Origin of the sequence: Microcoleus pseudofavosus SVA1_A4 (assembly GCF_036700565.1) — a bacterium.
Classification (GTDB): domain Bacteria; phylum Cyanobacteriota; class Cyanobacteriia; order Cyanobacteriales; family Microcoleaceae; genus Microcoleus.
The window spans coordinates 31,454-47,825 of the sequence record NZ_JAUBPE010000016.1 but is presented as its reverse complement, the minus strand read 5'-3'; the positions used below and the strand labels follow the sequence as shown (position 1 = coordinate 47,825).

Below are 16,372 nucleotides of genomic sequence, written 5' to 3'. Positions count from 1 at the left end.
CAGTATCATCGATTTGTAGTTGGTAGACTAAGTTTGGGTTGTATAAGGTCTAGCCTTTAGATTCGCTGTGTAGACTTATTCAGCAAGCCTTAATTAATTTCCGTTATAATTGTTTGGTTTAACTCTATGAGATTGCAAAATACCCCTGAAATTGCTAAGTTGAACGGATATATGGAAGCAATGAGTATTTGTTTGAGTGGTTGCAACTATGTCATCTGGTTCTGCGCCAAAGGAATAGAGCTTGAAGAAAATGATTTAGACTCACATTTTTTTGACGCTCTGGTCATTCAAGCAAATCTACAGGAAGTAACACCAGGTTCAGAATTACAGAGTTTAATGCAATTAGCTTATCCAGGGACAAAGCCTCATCTTGCGACTATGTGTGAGTGCCATCATGGTCCTACATTGTTGACTAGCAGAGTCAATACTTTCATTGCACGGATCAATCCATCAGATGGATTCAAAAATGTAGATAAGCACAAAAAGCAAAACCTGACGACAGGATTCTGGCGTAATGTCGGTGCGTGTATAGATTACGAGAATTCTAGAGTTTTTCAGTACAATCCAGCCTTTGATGTAGATGATGAGTTATGGGACTTCATAATTTGGGGCTTTACATTTCTGGTTTTAGATAAACAGCGGCGACGATGCTTGCTGATACATGGTGGTGCATCAGATTAGTCAAGTTGCTTTGTTTTTTGTGAAGAATAGTTGAAATTCGAGGTTGAAGTTTTATGAGAGCCATCATTAGCCCATACTTTGAAGCTCAGAGACCTTTGCAAATGCTCTATAAAGGTCATGCGGACAGAATTGTGATATTTTTGGATTGAGTTGGAAGCGATCGTCTGCCGCTCAATTCAGCAGTTGGGCGTCACGGAGAGAACCCGTACCCGAAGTAGTCTTACACAATCGCCGTCAAAGCCTGTACACTTTTCGGACGACAACCTCTTGGGAGATTATGACGATCAAAACCTTTATTGGAAGCTGCCATTGCGGCGCAGTTCGATTTGAAGCCGACATCGACTTGAGCTTGGGCACAAACAAATGTAACTGCTCGATCTGCACGAAAACGCGGAATTGGAACGCCATCATCAAACCCAACGCATTCCGATTGCTATCCGGCGAGGGCGATTTGAGCGATTACCAGTTCAATCCAAAGATTGGACATCATCTTTTTTGCAAGCACTGCGGCGTGCGCTCGTTTGCACGCGGACACCACGAACAGATTGGCGGTGACTACGTTTCGGTTCAATTGGCCGCCCTCGATAACGCCGATCCAACGGAACTAATTGAAGCGCCAATTCGATTTTCGGATGGCCGTAACAACAACTGGGGTGCGCCTCCAGCGGAGACAAAGCATCTATAGAACCCATTTGAGAGCTAAAAGGTTGCAAGCCTTTTAACCATCAGCCCAATCAAACAAAGATTTACCTGCTCTCCAGGCTATCCGGCGATCGATATAGCTTATATGTCTCAGGGCAAGGGTTTCATCGATTTCCTCAAGAATATTATCTCCCGATAGATAAAGTTTCCATCGCAAATCCCTGAGAGCCATAGCGATCGCCACCCCATAACAGTCCTAGAGTTGCTGCGATCGTCCGTGCCGCAATTGTCGCTGGCCCGTGTCACTTAGAAAAGCGGCCAGCCTTTCTGTTGCAGATCCCCCTTTCGGATAAGATTAGATACGCAGCAACCAATGAGGACACGATGTTATGAGCCAAGACGACATTTTTGCTAGAGTCAAGAAAATCGTGGCAGATCAACTGGAAGTCGATCCGAGCGAAGTCAAGCCCGAAGCCAACTTTGCTAACGATTTAGGAGCAGATTCCTTAGATACTGTAGAGCTGGTCATGGCCTTGGAAGAAGAGTTTGATATTGAAATTCCCGACGAAGCAGCCGAAGGAATTACTACGGTTCAAGCTTCTGTAGATTTCATCAGCAGCAAACTTGCAGCTCCAAAAGCATAAAATACCTGTCTTTTCCCCTAAGAGGAGAGAAGTTAGAAAACTGGAAACTCCTCTTTTGTTCTGCGTTCTGGGTGTTTAATTTTTTGAAACTGAAATCATGACAAATTTAGAGCGTAAGCGCGTTGTTATCACGGGTCTCGGCGCGATTACACCGATCGGCAATACCTTGTCCGAGTATTGGGACGGGTTGCTTGCCGGGAAGAATGGTATAGGCCCGATCACCTTATTCGACCCGTCGCGGCACGACTGCCGCTTTGCCGGAGAGGTGAAGGGTTTCGACCCACACGACTATTTAGAGCGCAAGGAAGCAAAGCGGATGGATCGCTTTGCTCAATTTGGGGTGTCAGCGAGCAAACAAGCTCTTGCTGATGCGAAGTTTGAGATTAACGACCTGAACGCAGAACAGGTGGGTGTCATTCTTGGCACTGGCATTGGTGGCCTGAAGGTTTTGGAAGAGCAGCAAGAGATATATCTGACTCGCGGCCCCGATCGGTGCAGCCCGTTTATGATTCCCATGATGATTGCGAATATGGCCGCGGGCCTGACGGCGATTCAAACAGGCGCCAAGGGGCCGAACTCTTGTACAGTGACGGCTTGCGCTGCTGGGTCGAATGCAGTGGGCGATGCGTTCCGCCTAGTTCAGGGGGGTTACGCGCAAGCCATGATTTGCGGCGGTACGGAAGCTGCGGTGACACCTTTGTGCGTGGCGGGTTTTGCTGCGGCGAGGGCGCTTTCGACTCGCAACGATGACCCGACTCATGCTTCTCGTCCGTTCGATCGCGATCGGGATGGTTTTGTCGTCGGCGAAGGTGCTGGCATTCTGATTCTAGAAGAAATGGAATATGCGATCGCCCGCGGCGCCCGAATTTACGCAGAAATCGTCGGCTACGGTTTAACTTGCGATGCGTATCACATGACTTCCCCGGTACCGGGGGGGGACGGTGCGTCGCGGGCGATGGCTTTAGCGCTCAAGGATGCGGGTTTGACGCCCGATCGAGTGAGCTATATCAACGCTCACGGCACGAGCACGCTTCCCAACGATTCTACGGAAACCAAGGCGATTAAGCGGACTTTGGGAGACCACGCTTACAAAGTAGCAATTAGTTCTACCAAGTCAATGACCGGTCATCTTTTGGGCGGTTCTGGGGGAATTGAAGCGGTGGCTGCGGTAATGTCGATCGCCAATGACAAAATCCCGCCGACTATCAATCTGGAAAATCCCGATCCTGAGTGCGATTTGGACTATGTTCCTCATACAAGCCGCGATCTAAAAGTTGATGTGGCGCTGTCGAATTCTTTTGGATTTGGCGGCCACAACGTGACACTGGCATTCAAGAAGTTTGTTCGGTAACGGACAATTTGAAAGTTGAGAGTTAAAAGGTGAAAATTTAATTTTTACCTCTGTAGGGTAGGCATTTTGCCTGCCCTAAATTTTATGTTGTTGGCATTGGGAGGATATGAGTGAAATTAGTGCTGAGCAAATACTGCAAGTCAAGGGTATTATAGACCGCTATGAAAATTTAGAATGTGTTGAGTGCGCCCAAGAAATACGAAATTACTTGATAAGTCAAGGAATTCCTGGAAAGCGCATAAAACTGTACACTGGATACGGAAGAGGTCGGAACAGTGGCATTTATGATGATAGCGTACCGGGAAATGCTATTTCAGAAAATGGCCGCCACGAAGGAATCGCTATAGTTATCAACAACATAGAAATTATTTTTGACAACCATCACCCGGACGGGCTAAACAGAGAGCAATGGATGACAAACCTGCTATTTCATGGTAAGCTATTCAATGATTTACAGTTTATAGTAATAGAAGAAGACTTTTAATAGGAGACTTTTTTATGCTAGCCGAAGTTAATGTTAACAAACTAGATGTTAAATCTGAATACTTCTTTGATTTACTGCAAAGAATCAAACAGAGACCTGGTATGTATTTGGGAAAGTGTTCAATTACTCGCCTGCGCGCATTTTTAGATGGATATGAGACGGCTAGAGCGGAACTTGGGTTTCCAGACACTGAAGAGCAACAACAACTTGATGGATTTCAAGAGTGGATACAGGAAAGATATCAAATTACGTCAACTCACGGATGGGACAGTATCATTCTCTTCTTTTCTGTTGATGAAAAAGATGCCCTCGATAAATTTTTCAAACTATTGGAAGAATTTTTGAATCGCGATAAAATGTCCGAGGACAAAGACAATTAGCATAGATGTCTCAAATCCTCACTTCACAATGCCTGGAGCGAGATTTCACCTTAATTGTTGGAAGTAATTGCCGAAATCGAATATTTATCGCCCGCTGAGCTAGGAAACTTAACAGAAAATGCTTGCACATTTTCTTGATTCAAATTAGGAGCATAATACTGCTTGATTTTGTCAAATGTCAGTTCGCCTCCTCCTGTAATATCAGTTGTATAACCTGTTTCAAGTTCGTTCATATACCCCAAAGCTGCTCTAAAGCCTTCGGGATCTTGCTCTGCCTCAATTTGAACAAATAAAGGACTTCCAAAATCGTTTTCGTAAAATAAGACGATTACTCCTTCCCCTCTCTGTTCCAACCTACTGATTTTATCCTTATTAATTTGAATAAAATTCTCGCCGTTTCTGACAATTAAATATTTTTCATCAAAAATTAGGGGTGGAGCGGAAACTATAGTAAGTTCTCCCCATTCCCCTCTTAAATAGTATTTGTCATCCGCCATAAAAAAATCGTCTATGTTCCCGTAATCAACGCTACCATCTGGATCTGCAATTGCGCTGATGTTGTTCAGAACCAAATCGTAGGTTTGAGGATGGGGGAAATTGACGGTCATCCGCCGATAACAATACTGTTCCCCTGGTAAAGGCTGAGTGTATAGAGAGTGATTTTCAGTGACGACAGCTTCCAAGAGGATTTGTATAGATGTTTTAGCATTAATGCTAAGTACATAGCTATCCTCTAGATAAATATTTTCAAATCCCGGAAACTGCCAGTAGTTTAAGCGTTCCATTGTTAAATGTCCCAATCAATAGGAGTATGATTAGCTAGACTTTTTCTGTTAACGAGGTTTCCTTGTAGATCGATTCTACTGCCTTTAGCATTTTTTAGCTCTACATGAGGGTGGTTGCTTCCGGGAGTTCTTGGAGTTCCCTGTTTGAGCGTTAACCTAGTTACTCTGTTTTTATCAATATATTTTAACGGGCCATTAGGTGTTTGAGTAGGATGCCATCCCTGTTGTGACTCAGCCCACATTTGAAAGTCGCTGGCTTTTGGATTAATGCCAGTTGAGATAGCTTGTATTATTCGTTCCCATGCCATTCGCCCCGCTAGAGTTGCCATAATTCACAATAAATTAGCTTATTCTCCCGGCAACAACTCCAAGCGATATCGGTACAAAGCCACAGGATGCCCTCCAGCAGCAAAATAATCCGGGTCTTGCGGCGACAAATAAATCGCTGTCACCTGATCGGCCTCAATTCTTTTACTCGCAGAATCGCCATTTTCTCCGCCTCCAACAACTCGATAAGCCGTTGTTGTCTCCACCTCATTCAAATAAATATCAGACTCTCCCCGAAACACCTGCTGAGAAATCTCTGTAGACACAAACTCGCGAGGATTCGGCGTCTCAGTTCCCCGACTGGTAACAATCGAAATTAATTGGCGTTCCCCTTTCAAAACAGTAATTTGGCGGTTGGGATTGGTCGGATCGACTTTCACCGAAAGTACGCCACCATCGCCTAAATAAGCCTTGGCAATATTCAAACCGTTAAAAGTACGATCGGCTACAATCTTTGTAGCTTTTTTAGATGTATAATTATAAATAAAACCAATATTTTTTTCCGGTTGAAATCGCACTTTAAATAATACTGGCTGCTGCAAATACTGGCGGTTGCTTTCAAACCCGGGCGTCATAATATTTGGGGCTAAAGGAGCGGCTAAATCCACCAAAGTGCTCGCAACATTCCAATTGCCGGCCATCCAGTCGGGATACACCAAATCTCCCTTAGCTACAGCGATAGGAGGCTTGCTTTCCCAATTGGGAAAACGGGATAGGCGATCGCCCAAAACCCCCGCCCTCGCACCGCCACCCCACAGCAACACCAGCAAAACCAAACAAAAACTCCAAAATACCTTCATACCCAATTACAGACAAACAACTAACCTTCTGTCTCACTTTCTCTTCTTTCTCTCTTCTCTGCATTCTCTGCGCCCTCTGCGGTTCATTAATTCAAAAATTAGACAACAAACGAGTTAAACATCATATTTTATACCCTTCTCAGAAACAGCCATCCTGCCTGTTACACAAAAATCAATTTTATTCTTGTGGGGAGTAGGGGTTGGGCAGGATATCCCGCCCCCAATATGCAATTTCAAGCTAAAAAAGCCTATGTTTTAAAGCGTCTCAACAGGTGCAGGTTCCCAAACTTCCCCGTATTTCTCCTGCAATTGATGCCAATTTTCCACCTGTCCCGGTTCGTATTCCCCCGGTTTTCCCCACTGCAAAAACGCGCTCAAAGCAGCCTCATTTTGTTCGTCCAGAAAACGGATTGCATAAGTAGTAAAATTGCCTCTTTTCGCCTCGCCAGTTTCAAACTTGACCTGTTTGATTTTGTCCATATTCAAGTGAAACTCAAATATATCGGCGTGCATATTGGCATATTTACCCTTTGGCAACTCCGCATAAAACAGCTTGTGAATTGAACCTCTAACTTCCAGCACAGCCGCGCTGCTAGTCACGATTAAACGCAGCGTTCCCAATTGTTCGCAAGCTTCCAAGAATTCTTTCAGGTTAGGCATAATTTAATTTGGGAATTGGGAATTGGACATTGGGAATTGGGAATTGGACGCAAGAGAATTAGAACCAACAACAACTAACAACCAACCAATGACTACTGACTACTGACTGCCAACTGACAACTGCCAACTGCCAACTAACTATTTTTCGTGCAGTTCGTAAGCAGCGACAATCCGCTGTACTAGCGGGTGTCGCACCACATCCGCCTGAGAAAATTCGCAAAAAGCAATCCCCTCAACGTTACCCAGAATTTTTTGGGCAACTGACAATCCCGATTGTTGGTGTGGTGGCAAATCTGTTTGAGTAATATCGCCCGTCACTACCATTCTCGATCGAAAGCCCAGACGAGTCAACACCATTTTCATTTGAGCCGGTGTCGTATTTTGAGCTTCGTCCAAAATTACGAAAGCATTGCTGAGAGTGCGCCCCCGCATATAAGCTAAAGGAGCTACTTCGATCAAGCCTCTTTCCATTAAATCGGCCATTTTTTCAGGGTCGATCATTTCTTGCAGGGCGTCGTAAAGGGGGCGCAAATAGGGATCGACTTTTTGCTGCAAATCTCCCGGCAAAAATCCTAATTTTTCCCCAGCTTCTACGGCTGGCCTGGTTAAAATCAGCCGTTCGTACTGTTTGCTTAACAAAGCTTGGATGGCGAAAATAGCTGCTAGAAATGTCTTGCCAGTACCGGCAGGGCCGATGCAAAATGTCAAGTCGTGAGTGCGTACTGCTTGGACGTACTGCCGCTGCTTGAAGGTTTTGGCTCTGATTTCTTCGCCGCGGCGTGTTTTGGCGAGTACGTCTCGCTGCAAGTCTTGCAAATCCTCTTGGCGGTTGGTATCCAAAGCGTGCCGCGCTGTCTGGATTTCAACTCCGGTAATAGTTTTGCCGGACTTCCAATAGTCAGAGAGCGATCGCACTAATTTATGACACAATTCTACTTGAGTCTTTGTGCCAGAAATCAGCAGTTCTTGCCCTCGCATTACCAGGTTCGCGCCGGTTTGCTTAGAGATAATTTTCAGGTTTTCTTCTTGATTGCCGGCCAGCGACATTGCGCTTTGAGTGCTCGGCAACTCTATTGTTAGTTTTTCAGTCATGCCAACATAAGCTCCCTCCAAATAAGCAATTAAAAGTTAACAATTAACCGTTAAATCAGTCACTTTTTGCGAACAAAAAGACGCCCGCTACTAGATTTTACCTAGTATCTAAGGCGTCTTTTAAATTTAGCTCCCAAATGAGTTTGGTGCTTGAGATACAAATCAAATCTCCTTTCTATCAAGTCAGGCAACTATTAGATTTTAGATTTTAGATTTTAGATTTTAGATTTTAGATTTACCTCATCCCGCTGAGATTTTAGATTTTAAATTTGTGTCCGATCGCAAAACCGGCAATCTCAAATCTAACGGGGCTTGTAATACAAAGTCTACAACAGGCAATCTAAAATCTAAAATTGTTTTTGGGCCCTTCAGTTAATAACCCGGAGTATTTCTGCTCGTTCTAAACGTAGGTGTGTTAGTACGGCGAGGTTGTTCTCTCGGAGTTCTGCTAGCTAAGGGACTGGGCGGCGACGGAGGCGGAGTTCGGGGTCGGAAGTCCCCTCGATCGCGCGTACCGCGATCCGGGCGGTCGCGATCCGGGCGATCGCGATCCGGGCGATCGCCCCTGGGCGGCCCGGAGCCGCGCTCGCCTGCTTCACCATCGTATATGTCTAGGTAGAGCGACTGACCGGCCGTCTGCGCCACCGCTTCGAGGGTAGTTCTAATGGCCTGAATATTGCGTCCGCCTCTACCGTAAACCCGCCCTTTGTCAGGATCTTCAAAAGCGAGCCGAACCCAGACCCGCGATTGCCGCGGGTGCAATTCGCAATCAACCCGCAAAGATCCGGGCGACTCTAAAAAAGGCCCAATCAAAAACTGTACGAGTCCAGCGTAGTTGGGACTAGCTGACTGCTGCTGTGCTGGATTCAACGTTGGCTCCGGCTCCGACTTGTTCAAATACATGGGCTTTTCTCAGGATGTCACGCACGGTGTCAGTTGGCTGAGCGCCTTGTTGCAGGCGCTTGACAATCGCTGGAACATCCAGCCTGGTTTCGTTATTTCTGGGGTTGTAAAAGCCGAGCTCTTCTAGGGGACGGCCGTCGCGGCGGGTAGAACTGTTCATCGCTACAATCCGGTAGCTTGTCTCGCGTTTTTTCCCGTATCTCTTCAATCGCAGTTTGATCATCTTCTTGCAGAATAGTCGTGTTTCAATTCTAAGCTATTATGTCGGTCGTCTTTCTGCGAACCCCAACTCAACCCCTATTTCTTAACCTCCCACCAAAATATCGCTGCGATTTGCAGCCCCCAAGGCCGGTCTGGCGCCGTCAATGTGCGGTGTAATTGCTAGTGGCAAAATCGATGCACTTCCCCACTGCTGCACCAATTTTTGCAAAAATATATCTTGCTGTGCTCTCAAAGAGTCCCAATCGGTGCCGCGATTGATAATTGCAAACCACACTAAACCCCGATCGCGCGTGGGTATGGCTCCAGCCAAAGCAATCACGGTGTCCAAAGTACCGGTTTTCACCACAGCGTAGCGCGGAATGTGCCGGTGTTCTACAGTTCCTTTATCGCGCCCGGACACCGGAAACAAGTCAGCAATCGTCAGCCCAGTAGTCTGAAGGTTGCGCGCGATCGCCTGCATCATCCCACAAGCCGCCCTCGGAGACATCCGATTTTCCACTCCCAAACCCGAACCGTTAACTAATTGGAGTTCCGCCTCCGGCACCCCCGCAGCCCAAGTCGCTTGCTGCTGAACTATTTGTGCCCCGCCCAAATTGTCGGCCAGCATTTGAGCCATTTCATTGTCGCTGTGGACGTTCATCTGCTTGAGAATTTCGGCTAAAGGGAGCGATCGGCGCTTCAGCAGCAAATGCCCCGAACTCACAAATTTTTCAGCAATGACGCTGCCGGCCACCGTTACTTGCGGCTTTCTAGTTCCCGGAGCCATCTTAGAATACATTGCCACCACCTCCTGCGGCCAACTGCGGCCGTCGAGAGCCTGCCGCAGGCTCTCCCCCGCAGCCAAAGGATCGGACTGGTAATTCATGCGGAAATTGCCAGTCACCACCAAATTGCCCGCCACGCGATCGATACCCATTTGATTGAGGGCATTTCCTACGGCAATCGCCTCCTCCCACACAAACAGCGGATCGCCCCCGCCGCTGACCACCAAATCCCCCTGCAACACCCCATTCCTAATCGGCCCCGTTCCCCAGAACCGCGTTTCAAACTGATAAGTAGCGCCCCAAGTTTCCAGCGACGCTAGAGAAGTCGCAATCTTAGTCAGCGAAGCCCCAGGCATCAGCACCGTCCCCTGCTGACTTACCAGCGGCAGCATTCCCGACTGCACCCAAACTCCCTGATTCCCGTCAATCAGCTTCTTATCCTTCAAATCTTTTAAATATTCCCGCACCGCCGCTTCTGCGGGCAAGTCTGGATTTGCTGAATCTATTCCCCCAAAAGCCAAATCTTCGGCCACCACTAACCCGGGTATCCCTCCCCGCCAAGCCAGCAACGACACAGCGTTGGGCCCTGCACTGCGTACCCCAGCCATGTCGAGCCACAGAGAGATGATTCCCGAACTAAATAAATCCAGCATTTTTTACTCCTAAAGTCAATCGATTTTAGATTTTAGATTTTAGATTTCAGATTGAAGAAAGCCCTCCCACTGATAAATCCGGAGGCAAGTGATGAGGATGGGGAGCTTTTTTCTCGCTCCACGGATGAATCAGGGGTTCCCGGACTCAAGTGCTTGCGGTCATGTAAACTATTTCATTGATTTTTTCAATTTGCAGTCAAAAATAGTAAAGTAGGGACAAAATAAGCTCTATCACATTAGTCGGAAACGACAATTGTCCGATCGGGCGATCGCCAATTGTAATTCTTTATTCAGACGAATGGATTCACGCTCCTGACTTCCTGGTAGAATTTTTAGTGTTTCTCAAACATTGGTCAATGAGATCGACACGCGCAAGAATTGCAATAGACGCTATGGGTGGGGATCATGCCCCCGCCGAAGTTGTAGCTGGAGCGCTTAAGGCACAAGAAGAATTAGGCGTAGAGATTTTGCTCGTGGGCGACCCGCAGCAAATAGAAGACTCGCTCCGGCAACAAGACGCGATCGGCCGCGTCTCTACAGGTCAGCTAGAAATCGTTCCTTCAGAAGGAACGGTGGAAATGCACGAAGAACCTTTGAGTGCCCTCAAACGCAAGCCCAACGCTTCGATTAACGTAGCGATGAACTTGGTAAAGCAGCAGCAAGCTGATGCTGTGGTGTCCGCCGGTCACTCCGGCGCGGCAATGGCTGCGGGCCTGCTGAGGTTGGGGCGGCTCCCCGGCATCGATCGCCCTGCGATCGGTGCGGTTTTGCCGACAATGGTACCGGGCAGCTCTGTACTCATTCTCGATGTCGGCGCTAATGTGGACTGCCGCCCCAAATTTTTGGAGCAGTTCGCTCTTATGGGAACTATTTACAGCCAGTGCGTGCTGGGCGTCGCCGAACCTAAAATCGGCCTGCTCAACATTGGCGAAGAACCTTCTAAAGGCAACGACGCGGCGGTGCGAACTCACCAGTTATTGGTGGACAACCCGAACATTCCTTTTGTGGGCAATGCCGAAGGCCGCGACGTGCTGTCGGGGAAATTCGACGTGATTGTCTGCGACGGGTTTGTCGGCAACGTGTTGTTGAAGTTTGCCGAAGCCGTGGGCGAAGTCGTGGTGCAAGTGCTCAAGGAAGAATTAGTCAAAGGACTCCAACATCAAATTAACGATCCTATGCTGCAAAAAAGCTTGCAAGGATTTAAGCAGCGGGTAGACCACGTTGAACACGGCGGGGGTTTGCTGTTGGGCGTTGCTGGAGTTTGCATTATCAGCCACGGTTCATCTCAAGCTGCCTCGATTTTTAATGCCATTCGTTTGGCGAAGGGGGCTGTTGACAACCAAGTGCTGGAGCGAATTAGATCGTCCAATCGCGAAAGTGTTCTGGAACAAGAAGCTGTAAATTAGAGGCAGTAAGTAGGAATTAAAAATTAAAAATGTCAAAATTAAAATGTCGGTTTAAACCAACTGTTTTGCTTCACAAAAAAGTAACTTCAGCAGTTTAAAAAAGAATTTGAATTTGTAGTTTTTAATTTTTAATTTCTCGACCGATCGCTCATAAATGGAGAGGAATGTTGCAGCAATCAGGGTTCGGCATTGCCGTCACGGGTAGCGGTTCTTGTACACCGCAGGTTTCGCTTGATAATAACGGTTTGAGTCAGATAGTAGAAACGTCTGACGAGTGGATAGCGGCGCGAACGGGCATTCGCTCCCGCAGGCTGGCGGACGATCGCACTTCTTTGTGCGATTTAGCCGCAGAGGCATCTCAAAAGGCGATCGAAATGGCACAAATTTCGCCGACAGATATCGATTTGATTATTTTGGCTACATCCAGCCCCGACGATTTGTTTGGCAGTGCCAGTCAGATTCAATATCTGTTGGGCGCGACAAAAGCTGTGGCTTTTGATTTGACAGCAGCTTGTTCGGGCTTTGTTTTTGGTTTAGTTACAGCCTCGCAGTTCATTCGGACAGGGGTTTATCAAAATGTTTTGCTGATCGGAGCCGATATTTTATCTCGCTGGGTGAATTGGTCGGATCGCGGTACTTGCATTCTATTTGGAGACGGTGCAGGTGCGGTGGTATTGCAGGCTTCAGAAGTCGATCGGTTTTTGGGATTTGAAATTCGCAGCGACGGCACGCAAAATTCGTCTCTCAATTTAGCTTACAAAGCCGAGTCCAAAGAATTAATTGAGGGCGTCAACATCGGAGTTGGCGGATTTCATCCCATCACAATGAACGGTCAAGAAATCTATCGCTTTGCCGTAAAAAAAGTGCCGGAAGTCATAGAAAAAGCGATGTTTCGTGCCGATATCAGCGCCGCAGAAATTGACTGGCTGCTGTTGCACCAAGCCAATCAGCGGATTCTCGATGCAGTTGCTCAAAGGCTCAAGATTCCCCCCGAAAAAGTAATTAGCAATTTGGCAAATTACGGCAATACGTCAGCGGCTTCAATTCCCCTTGCCTTAGACGAAGCCGTGCGTCTGGGTAAAGTTAAAGCGGGCGATACTATTGCGGCGGCTGGTTTTGGTGCAGGTTTGACTTGGGGGGCGGCGATTTTTCAATGGGGAAGGTGATATTTCCCGACTGTAAACTTGCGCTGGTGATTGTCGGGAGTTCGACGCTTGAAAAATACAAATCCTTTAACACGCCATACATAGGGCAAGGTGCGCAGCCGTACACCATCGGGACAGGAGTTGTTGACAAGCGCGCCCTGAGATTGAAAATCCTCCATTCTTCGATCGGCTTTCCCCAGCTTGAAGGTGGAAAATCCTGCTGGGCGCGATTAATTTGATTAAAGTAGCAAGAGAAAATATAAAACTCGTAAAAATCGCAGTTATTATGTTAGAATTGTGAGTCGCCAGTAGATAGTTCGTTAACCGAAAGATAGCGGATACCAGCGAGCGAACGAAAGAAGCGGAAAACAAAGAATTTTTGCAATCACAAATTAGCAACCACCAATTAGCAGATTACCGGAAAAATGACTAAAACAGCATGGGTATTTCCCGGACAAGGTTCCCAGGCGATCGGGATGGGTGCAGACTTATTAAACTTGCCAACAGCCAAAGCCAAATTTGAGCAAGCCAAAGAAATTTTAGGTTGGTCTGTCGCGGAAGTTTGCCAAAAAGAAGAAGCAAAACTATCTCGGACTCTCTACACTCAGCCTTGCTTGTTCGTAGTAGAAAGCATTTTGGCCGACTTAGTGCGAGAAAAGAGCGATCGGCCAGCGGTCGTTGCCGGTCACAGTTTAGGAGAATACGTTGCCCTCTACGCAGCAGGCGTCTTTGACTTTGAAACGGGATTGCGCTTAGTCAAACGCCGCGCCGAACTCATGGACAGTGCTTCCGGCGGCCAAATGGTGGCTTTGATCGGGTTCGACAGGCAGGAACTAGAACTGCAAATTCAATACAGCAGAGACGTGGTGCTGGCAAACGACAACAGCGAAGCACAAGTCGTGATTTCTGGAACGCCCGCAGCAGTAGAAGATTTGCTGGCCAAAATCAAAGTCAAACGCGCCGTTAAATTGAATGTTTCCGGTGCGTTTCACTCTCCCCTGATGGCATCAGTGGCGGCAGAGTTTCAACTAGCGTTAAAGTCTGCAAGGTTTTCCGATGCTAAAATGCTGGTGCTCTCGAACGCAGAACCGTCAGCGACTACCAGCGCAGCCACTTTAAAGCAGCGGTTGACTCAGCAGATGACCAAAGGCGTGCGGTGGCGAGAAATTTCTCTGCAATTGCCGCAACAAGGAATCGATCGCGTAGTGGAAATTGGCCCTGGCAAAGTTCTCACAGGTTTAATTAAAAGGACAACTCCAGATTTAGCGCTGGTAAATGTTAGCAGTTTTGCAGATTTACCCGCTTAATCTATTTTTAACCTGGGATTAAACGGCAGGTTATAAAATTTAGAGTTAAGTGGCCCGAAGATTGTCCAAAAACGAATCGCACAACAGGCAAATCCGAAGATTGCCTGTTGTGCCAGTTGGCGATAGACGATCCAGACATTTAGAAAATATTTAGTGAAAATGTAGATATCGATCGACTCTTCGGGGCGATCGACAAATCCTGATGTACACTGGGCGTAAAAACCAAGCTTATCTGGTGTTTATATGAAAAAAGTCCTTTACTGGTTGATGGGCGACAAGGCAGGCAGAACCATAGTAGGCGCGTGGAATTGGCTGTGGGGAATTCCGGTAGAATCCGGCGGTAAGGTGTCGGTGGCGGTGGCCGAAGAGTCGCTGCGATCCATGCAAGAATCAGTGCAAAAACTAGCAGCAGCAGTCTCCACCCAAGTTGCAGCCTACCAGCGCGCCAAAACTAAATATGAAGAAAAAGTTAGGGAAATGCAAACAACCGAGCGCCAAGCCATCACAGCCCAGCGCAACGGCAACGAAGAAGCAGCCCGCTTAGCAATGTCGAAAGTAATTCAGACAGAACAAATTCTGCCGCAGTTAGAATCCCAAGTAAAACAGGCAGAACAGTACGTCAACGCTTCCAAAGACAAGCTAAATAGAGAGCGCACCAAGCTGGAAGCCTACAAAACTGATATGCAAAATATGAAAGATATGGCAGAGATTAACGAAGCTCTCGGAGCCATATCCAAAGTCAATAACGACCTCAGTATCGATTCAGCTCGATCGCAATTTGACCAAGCCAAAAACGCCGTCCAAAACCGCAACCTCCAACAGCAAGCTTTAGCCGAGCTATCTGAGAACCCCCAAGAAAGACTTCAGACAGAATTAGAAAATATGACTGTAGATGATGAAGTTAATCGCAGGCTGAAAATGTTAGATGACTCTAACAACAAACAACTTCCCAACTAAGGAGAATTTATGGCTAAGAGTAGCGGGCCTCCGCCCATAGTTTTTATTCTGTTATTTCTGTTGCTCGCCGGTGGCGGTTGGTTCTTTTTTCTGAACAAACCAGCGGCACAGGATGCTAATAATCCCTCCACTCCCCCAACACCCGCAGGCGGTGGTGGCGCTTCGCCCCTTCCGAGTGCGCCCGCAACCGGCGGTGCTGCGCCTGTTGCAGCTAGTTCCTTTGCGCTTCCAGCTTCCGTACCTGCGGGTACGGCGGTGAGAATTGACGGTTCTACGAGCATGGTGACAATCAATCTCAACCTTAAGAATGGCTTTCAAGCCAAGTTTCCTGGCACTACAGTCGATACCAAAGCAAATGGTTCTGCAAACGGAATTAAGGATTTGGTGGCGGGAACAGCCGATATTGCAGCGATATCGCAACCTTTGACTGCTCGAGAACAAGGTCAGGGTTTGGCAGCGGTGCCTGTTGCCCTAGATGCGATCGCCCTTGTAGTCGGCGCGAACAACCCGTTTACAGGAGGTTTAACCTCCGCTCAAGTTCAAGATATCTTCAAGGGAAATGTTCAAGATTGGTCAAAAGTAGGCGGCGCGGCGGGCCCGATTAAAGTGATAAATCGACCCGAAGTTAGTGGCACTCACCAAACGTTTAAAGAACAAGTGCTAGGAGGCGCTAATTTTGGCATTGGGCAAAATATCACTACGCTCGATCGAGATGCGACAACTCCCCTGCTGCAAGCTTTAGGCAATAACGGCATCAGCTATGCGACTTTCGCTCAAGTGGTGAATCAGAAAACGGTGCGCGTTGTTCCCGTCAACGGTGCGACGCCGGATGCTGCTAACTATCCTTACAAGCGGCAGTTGTACTACGCTTACAAAAATCCTCCGAGTCAAGCGGTTAAGGATTTCTTGGGTTACGCGACTTCGCCTGATGGACAAAAAGCCATGCTAGCTGGAAATTGAGCCTTGGCAAAGTTTCGACATTCAAAAATTCGCCAGAATAAATTCTGGCGCTACACAAGCAAAGTCCGCCTGCGCGGACTATATTCTTCAGTCCGCGCAGGCGGACTTCGTTTGACAAGAAGCGGTTTCAACCGCCGAATCATATCAATTCCGGCTGCGCCGGAATGATATAGAGGACACGGCAGTGCCGTTTCCCTACCGCGATCGAT

The 16,372-nt window shown here is 47.4% G+C and carries 19 protein-coding genes; 11 read left to right on the top strand and 8 right to left on the bottom strand.

Going from position 1 to position 16,372, the window contains the following annotated elements; genetic code table 11:
* The first annotated feature begins 126 nt into the window (after positions 1-126).
* The 6 genes from QUA02_RS09465 (at position 127) to QUA02_RS09440 (ending at position 4,182) form a co-directional block, all read left to right on the top strand.
* Positions 127-681: a hypothetical protein gene (locus QUA02_RS09465; protein WP_333026925.1), complete on the top strand. Its 555-nt coding sequence runs from the start codon at positions 127-129 to the stop codon at positions 679-681.
* A gap of 277 nt (positions 682-958) precedes the next feature.
* Positions 959-1,366, top strand: a complete 408-nt coding sequence (locus QUA02_RS09460) for a GFA family protein (protein WP_333026923.1) — start codon at positions 959-961, stop codon at positions 1,364-1,366.
* Between the two features lie 346 nt (positions 1,367-1,712).
* The gene (gene acpP, locus QUA02_RS09455; protein ID WP_190741621.1) at positions 1,713-1,967 is read left to right on the top strand and encodes an acyl carrier protein; all 255 of its coding nucleotides are present in this window, start codon (positions 1,713-1,715) and stop codon (positions 1,965-1,967) included.
* Positions 1,968-2,064: 97 nt separating this feature from the next.
* Complete coding sequence (fabF, locus tag QUA02_RS09450; protein WP_333026922.1) at positions 2,065-3,318, top strand: beta-ketoacyl-ACP synthase II; 1,254 nt, start codon at positions 2,065-2,067, stop codon at positions 3,316-3,318.
* 106 nt (positions 3,319-3,424) lie between these two features.
* On the top strand, positions 3,425-3,802 hold the full coding sequence (locus tag QUA02_RS09445; RefSeq protein WP_333026920.1) for a papain fold toxin domain-containing protein: 378 nt from the start codon (positions 3,425-3,427) through the stop codon (positions 3,800-3,802).
* A gap of 14 nt (positions 3,803-3,816) precedes the next feature.
* Positions 3,817-4,182 (top strand): hypothetical protein, encoded by a 366-nt coding sequence (locus tag QUA02_RS09440; RefSeq protein WP_333026918.1) that lies wholly within the window; start codon positions 3,817-3,819, stop codon positions 4,180-4,182.
* Positions 4,183-4,232: 50 nt separating this feature from the next.
* Here QUA02_RS09440 and QUA02_RS09435 read toward each other — a convergent pair whose 3' ends face one another.
* The 8 genes from QUA02_RS09435 to QUA02_RS09400 all read right to left on the bottom strand — a co-directional run bounded on the left by QUA02_RS09435 (position 4,233) and on the right by QUA02_RS09400 (position 10,388).
* A complete protein-coding gene (locus QUA02_RS09435; RefSeq protein WP_333026917.1) occupies positions 4,233-4,967 on the bottom strand; it encodes a hypothetical protein in 735 nt (244 codons plus the stop codon).
* Positions 4,968-4,969: 2 nt separating this feature from the next.
* Positions 4,970-5,296, bottom strand: coding sequence for a hypothetical protein (locus QUA02_RS09430; protein ID WP_333026915.1), 327 nt, complete (start codon positions 5,294-5,296; stop codon positions 4,970-4,972).
* An 18-nt stretch (positions 5,297-5,314) separates the two neighbouring features.
* Positions 5,315-6,094 (bottom strand): DUF6816 family protein, encoded by a 780-nt coding sequence (locus QUA02_RS09425; RefSeq protein WP_333026913.1) that lies wholly within the window; start codon positions 6,092-6,094, stop codon positions 5,315-5,317.
* A gap of 255 nt (positions 6,095-6,349) precedes the next feature.
* The gene (locus tag QUA02_RS09420) at positions 6,350-6,754 is read right to left on the bottom strand and encodes a ChuX/HutX family heme-like substrate-binding protein (RefSeq protein ID WP_333026911.1); all 405 of its coding nucleotides are present in this window, start codon (positions 6,752-6,754) and stop codon (positions 6,350-6,352) included.
* 138 nt (positions 6,755-6,892) lie between these two features.
* Positions 6,893-7,846 carry a PhoH family protein gene (locus tag QUA02_RS09415; RefSeq protein ID WP_333026909.1) on the bottom strand — a complete coding sequence of 318 codons (954 nt, stop codon included), beginning with the start codon at positions 7,844-7,846 and terminating at the stop codon, positions 6,893-6,895.
* Positions 7,847-8,218: 372 nt separating this feature from the next.
* Complete coding sequence (locus QUA02_RS09410; protein ID WP_333026907.1) at positions 8,219-8,716, bottom strand: KH domain-containing protein; 498 nt, start codon at positions 8,714-8,716, stop codon at positions 8,219-8,221.
* Positions 8,688-8,972 (bottom strand): 30S ribosomal protein S16, encoded by a 285-nt coding sequence (rpsP, locus tag QUA02_RS09405; protein WP_333026905.1) that lies wholly within the window; start codon positions 8,970-8,972, stop codon positions 8,688-8,690. The genes QUA02_RS09410 and rpsP overlap by 29 nt, the downstream gene beginning before the upstream one ends.
* Before the next feature lie 81 nt (positions 8,973-9,053).
* Positions 9,054-10,388: a D-alanyl-D-alanine carboxypeptidase gene (locus QUA02_RS09400; protein WP_333026903.1), complete on the bottom strand. Its 1,335-nt coding sequence runs from the start codon at positions 10,386-10,388 to the stop codon at positions 9,054-9,056.
* A 356-nt stretch (positions 10,389-10,744) separates the two neighbouring features.
* On the opposite strand from QUA02_RS09400, the gene plsX reads away from it, so the two are divergent.
* The 5 genes from plsX to QUA02_RS09375 all read left to right on the top strand — a co-directional run bounded on the left by plsX (position 10,745) and on the right by QUA02_RS09375 (position 16,163).
* On the top strand, positions 10,745-11,794 hold the full coding sequence (gene plsX / locus QUA02_RS09395; protein ID WP_333026901.1) for a phosphate acyltransferase PlsX: 1,050 nt from the start codon (positions 10,745-10,747) through the stop codon (positions 11,792-11,794).
* Between the two features lie 164 nt (positions 11,795-11,958).
* Positions 11,959-12,960 carry a beta-ketoacyl-ACP synthase 3 gene (locus QUA02_RS09390; protein WP_333026900.1) on the top strand — a complete coding sequence of 334 codons (1,002 nt, stop codon included), beginning with the start codon at positions 11,959-11,961 and terminating at the stop codon, positions 12,958-12,960.
* Positions 12,961-13,364: 404 nt separating this feature from the next.
* On the top strand, positions 13,365-14,246 hold the full coding sequence (fabD, locus tag QUA02_RS09385) for an ACP S-malonyltransferase (protein WP_333026899.1): 882 nt from the start codon (positions 13,365-13,367) through the stop codon (positions 14,244-14,246).
* Between the two features lie 243 nt (positions 14,247-14,489).
* On the top strand, positions 14,490-15,203 hold the full coding sequence (locus tag QUA02_RS09380; protein WP_333026897.1) for a PspA/IM30 family protein: 714 nt from the start codon (positions 14,490-14,492) through the stop codon (positions 15,201-15,203).
* 9 nt (positions 15,204-15,212) lie between these two features.
* The gene (locus QUA02_RS09375; protein WP_333026896.1) at positions 15,213-16,163 is read left to right on the top strand and encodes a phosphate ABC transporter substrate-binding protein; all 951 of its coding nucleotides are present in this window, start codon (positions 15,213-15,215) and stop codon (positions 16,161-16,163) included.
* Positions 16,164-16,372: the final 209 nt, after the last annotated feature.

Excerpts from the sequence above, each read along its gene's own strand:
- QUA02_RS09465 (WP_333026925.1), top strand. The coding sequence starts at position 127 with ATGAGATTGCAAAATACCCCTGAAATTGCTAAGTTGAACGGATATATG.
- QUA02_RS09460 (WP_333026923.1), top strand. The coding sequence starts at position 959 with ATGACGATCAAAACCTTTATTGGAAGCTGCCATTGCGGCGCAGTTCGA.
- acpP (WP_190741621.1), top strand. The coding sequence starts at position 1,713 with ATGAGCCAAGACGACATTTTTGCTAGAGTCAAGAAAATCGTGGCAGAT.
- fabF (WP_333026922.1), top strand. The coding sequence starts at position 2,065 with ATGACAAATTTAGAGCGTAAGCGCGTTGTTATCACGGGTCTCGGCGCG.
- QUA02_RS09445 (WP_333026920.1), top strand. The coding sequence starts at position 3,425 with ATGAGTGAAATTAGTGCTGAGCAAATACTGCAAGTCAAGGGTATTATA.
- QUA02_RS09440 (WP_333026918.1), top strand. The coding sequence starts at position 3,817 with ATGCTAGCCGAAGTTAATGTTAACAAACTAGATGTTAAATCTGAATAC.
- QUA02_RS09435 (WP_333026917.1), bottom strand. The coding sequence starts at position 4,967 with ATGGAACGCTTAAACTACTGGCAGTTTCCGGGATTTGAAAATATTTAT.
- QUA02_RS09430 (WP_333026915.1), bottom strand. The coding sequence starts at position 5,296 with ATGGCAACTCTAGCGGGGCGAATGGCATGGGAACGAATAATACAAGCT.
- QUA02_RS09425 (WP_333026913.1), bottom strand. The coding sequence starts at position 6,094 with ATGAAGGTATTTTGGAGTTTTTGTTTGGTTTTGCTGGTGTTGCTGTGG.
- QUA02_RS09420 (WP_333026911.1), bottom strand. The coding sequence starts at position 6,754 with ATGCCTAACCTGAAAGAATTCTTGGAAGCTTGCGAACAATTGGGAACG.
- QUA02_RS09415 (WP_333026909.1), bottom strand. The coding sequence starts at position 7,846 with ATGACTGAAAAACTAACAATAGAGTTGCCGAGCACTCAAAGCGCAATG.
- rpsP (WP_333026905.1), bottom strand. The coding sequence starts at position 8,972 with ATGATCAAACTGCGATTGAAGAGATACGGGAAAAAACGCGAGACAAGC.
- QUA02_RS09400 (WP_333026903.1), bottom strand. The coding sequence starts at position 10,388 with ATGCTGGATTTATTTAGTTCGGGAATCATCTCTCTGTGGCTCGACATG.
- plsX (WP_333026901.1), top strand. The coding sequence starts at position 10,745 with ATGAGATCGACACGCGCAAGAATTGCAATAGACGCTATGGGTGGGGAT.
- QUA02_RS09390 (WP_333026900.1), top strand. The coding sequence starts at position 11,959 with ATGTTGCAGCAATCAGGGTTCGGCATTGCCGTCACGGGTAGCGGTTCT.
- fabD (WP_333026899.1), top strand. The coding sequence starts at position 13,365 with ATGACTAAAACAGCATGGGTATTTCCCGGACAAGGTTCCCAGGCGATC.
- QUA02_RS09380 (WP_333026897.1), top strand. The coding sequence starts at position 14,490 with ATGAAAAAAGTCCTTTACTGGTTGATGGGCGACAAGGCAGGCAGAACC.
- QUA02_RS09375 (WP_333026896.1), top strand. The coding sequence starts at position 15,213 with ATGGCTAAGAGTAGCGGGCCTCCGCCCATAGTTTTTATTCTGTTATTT.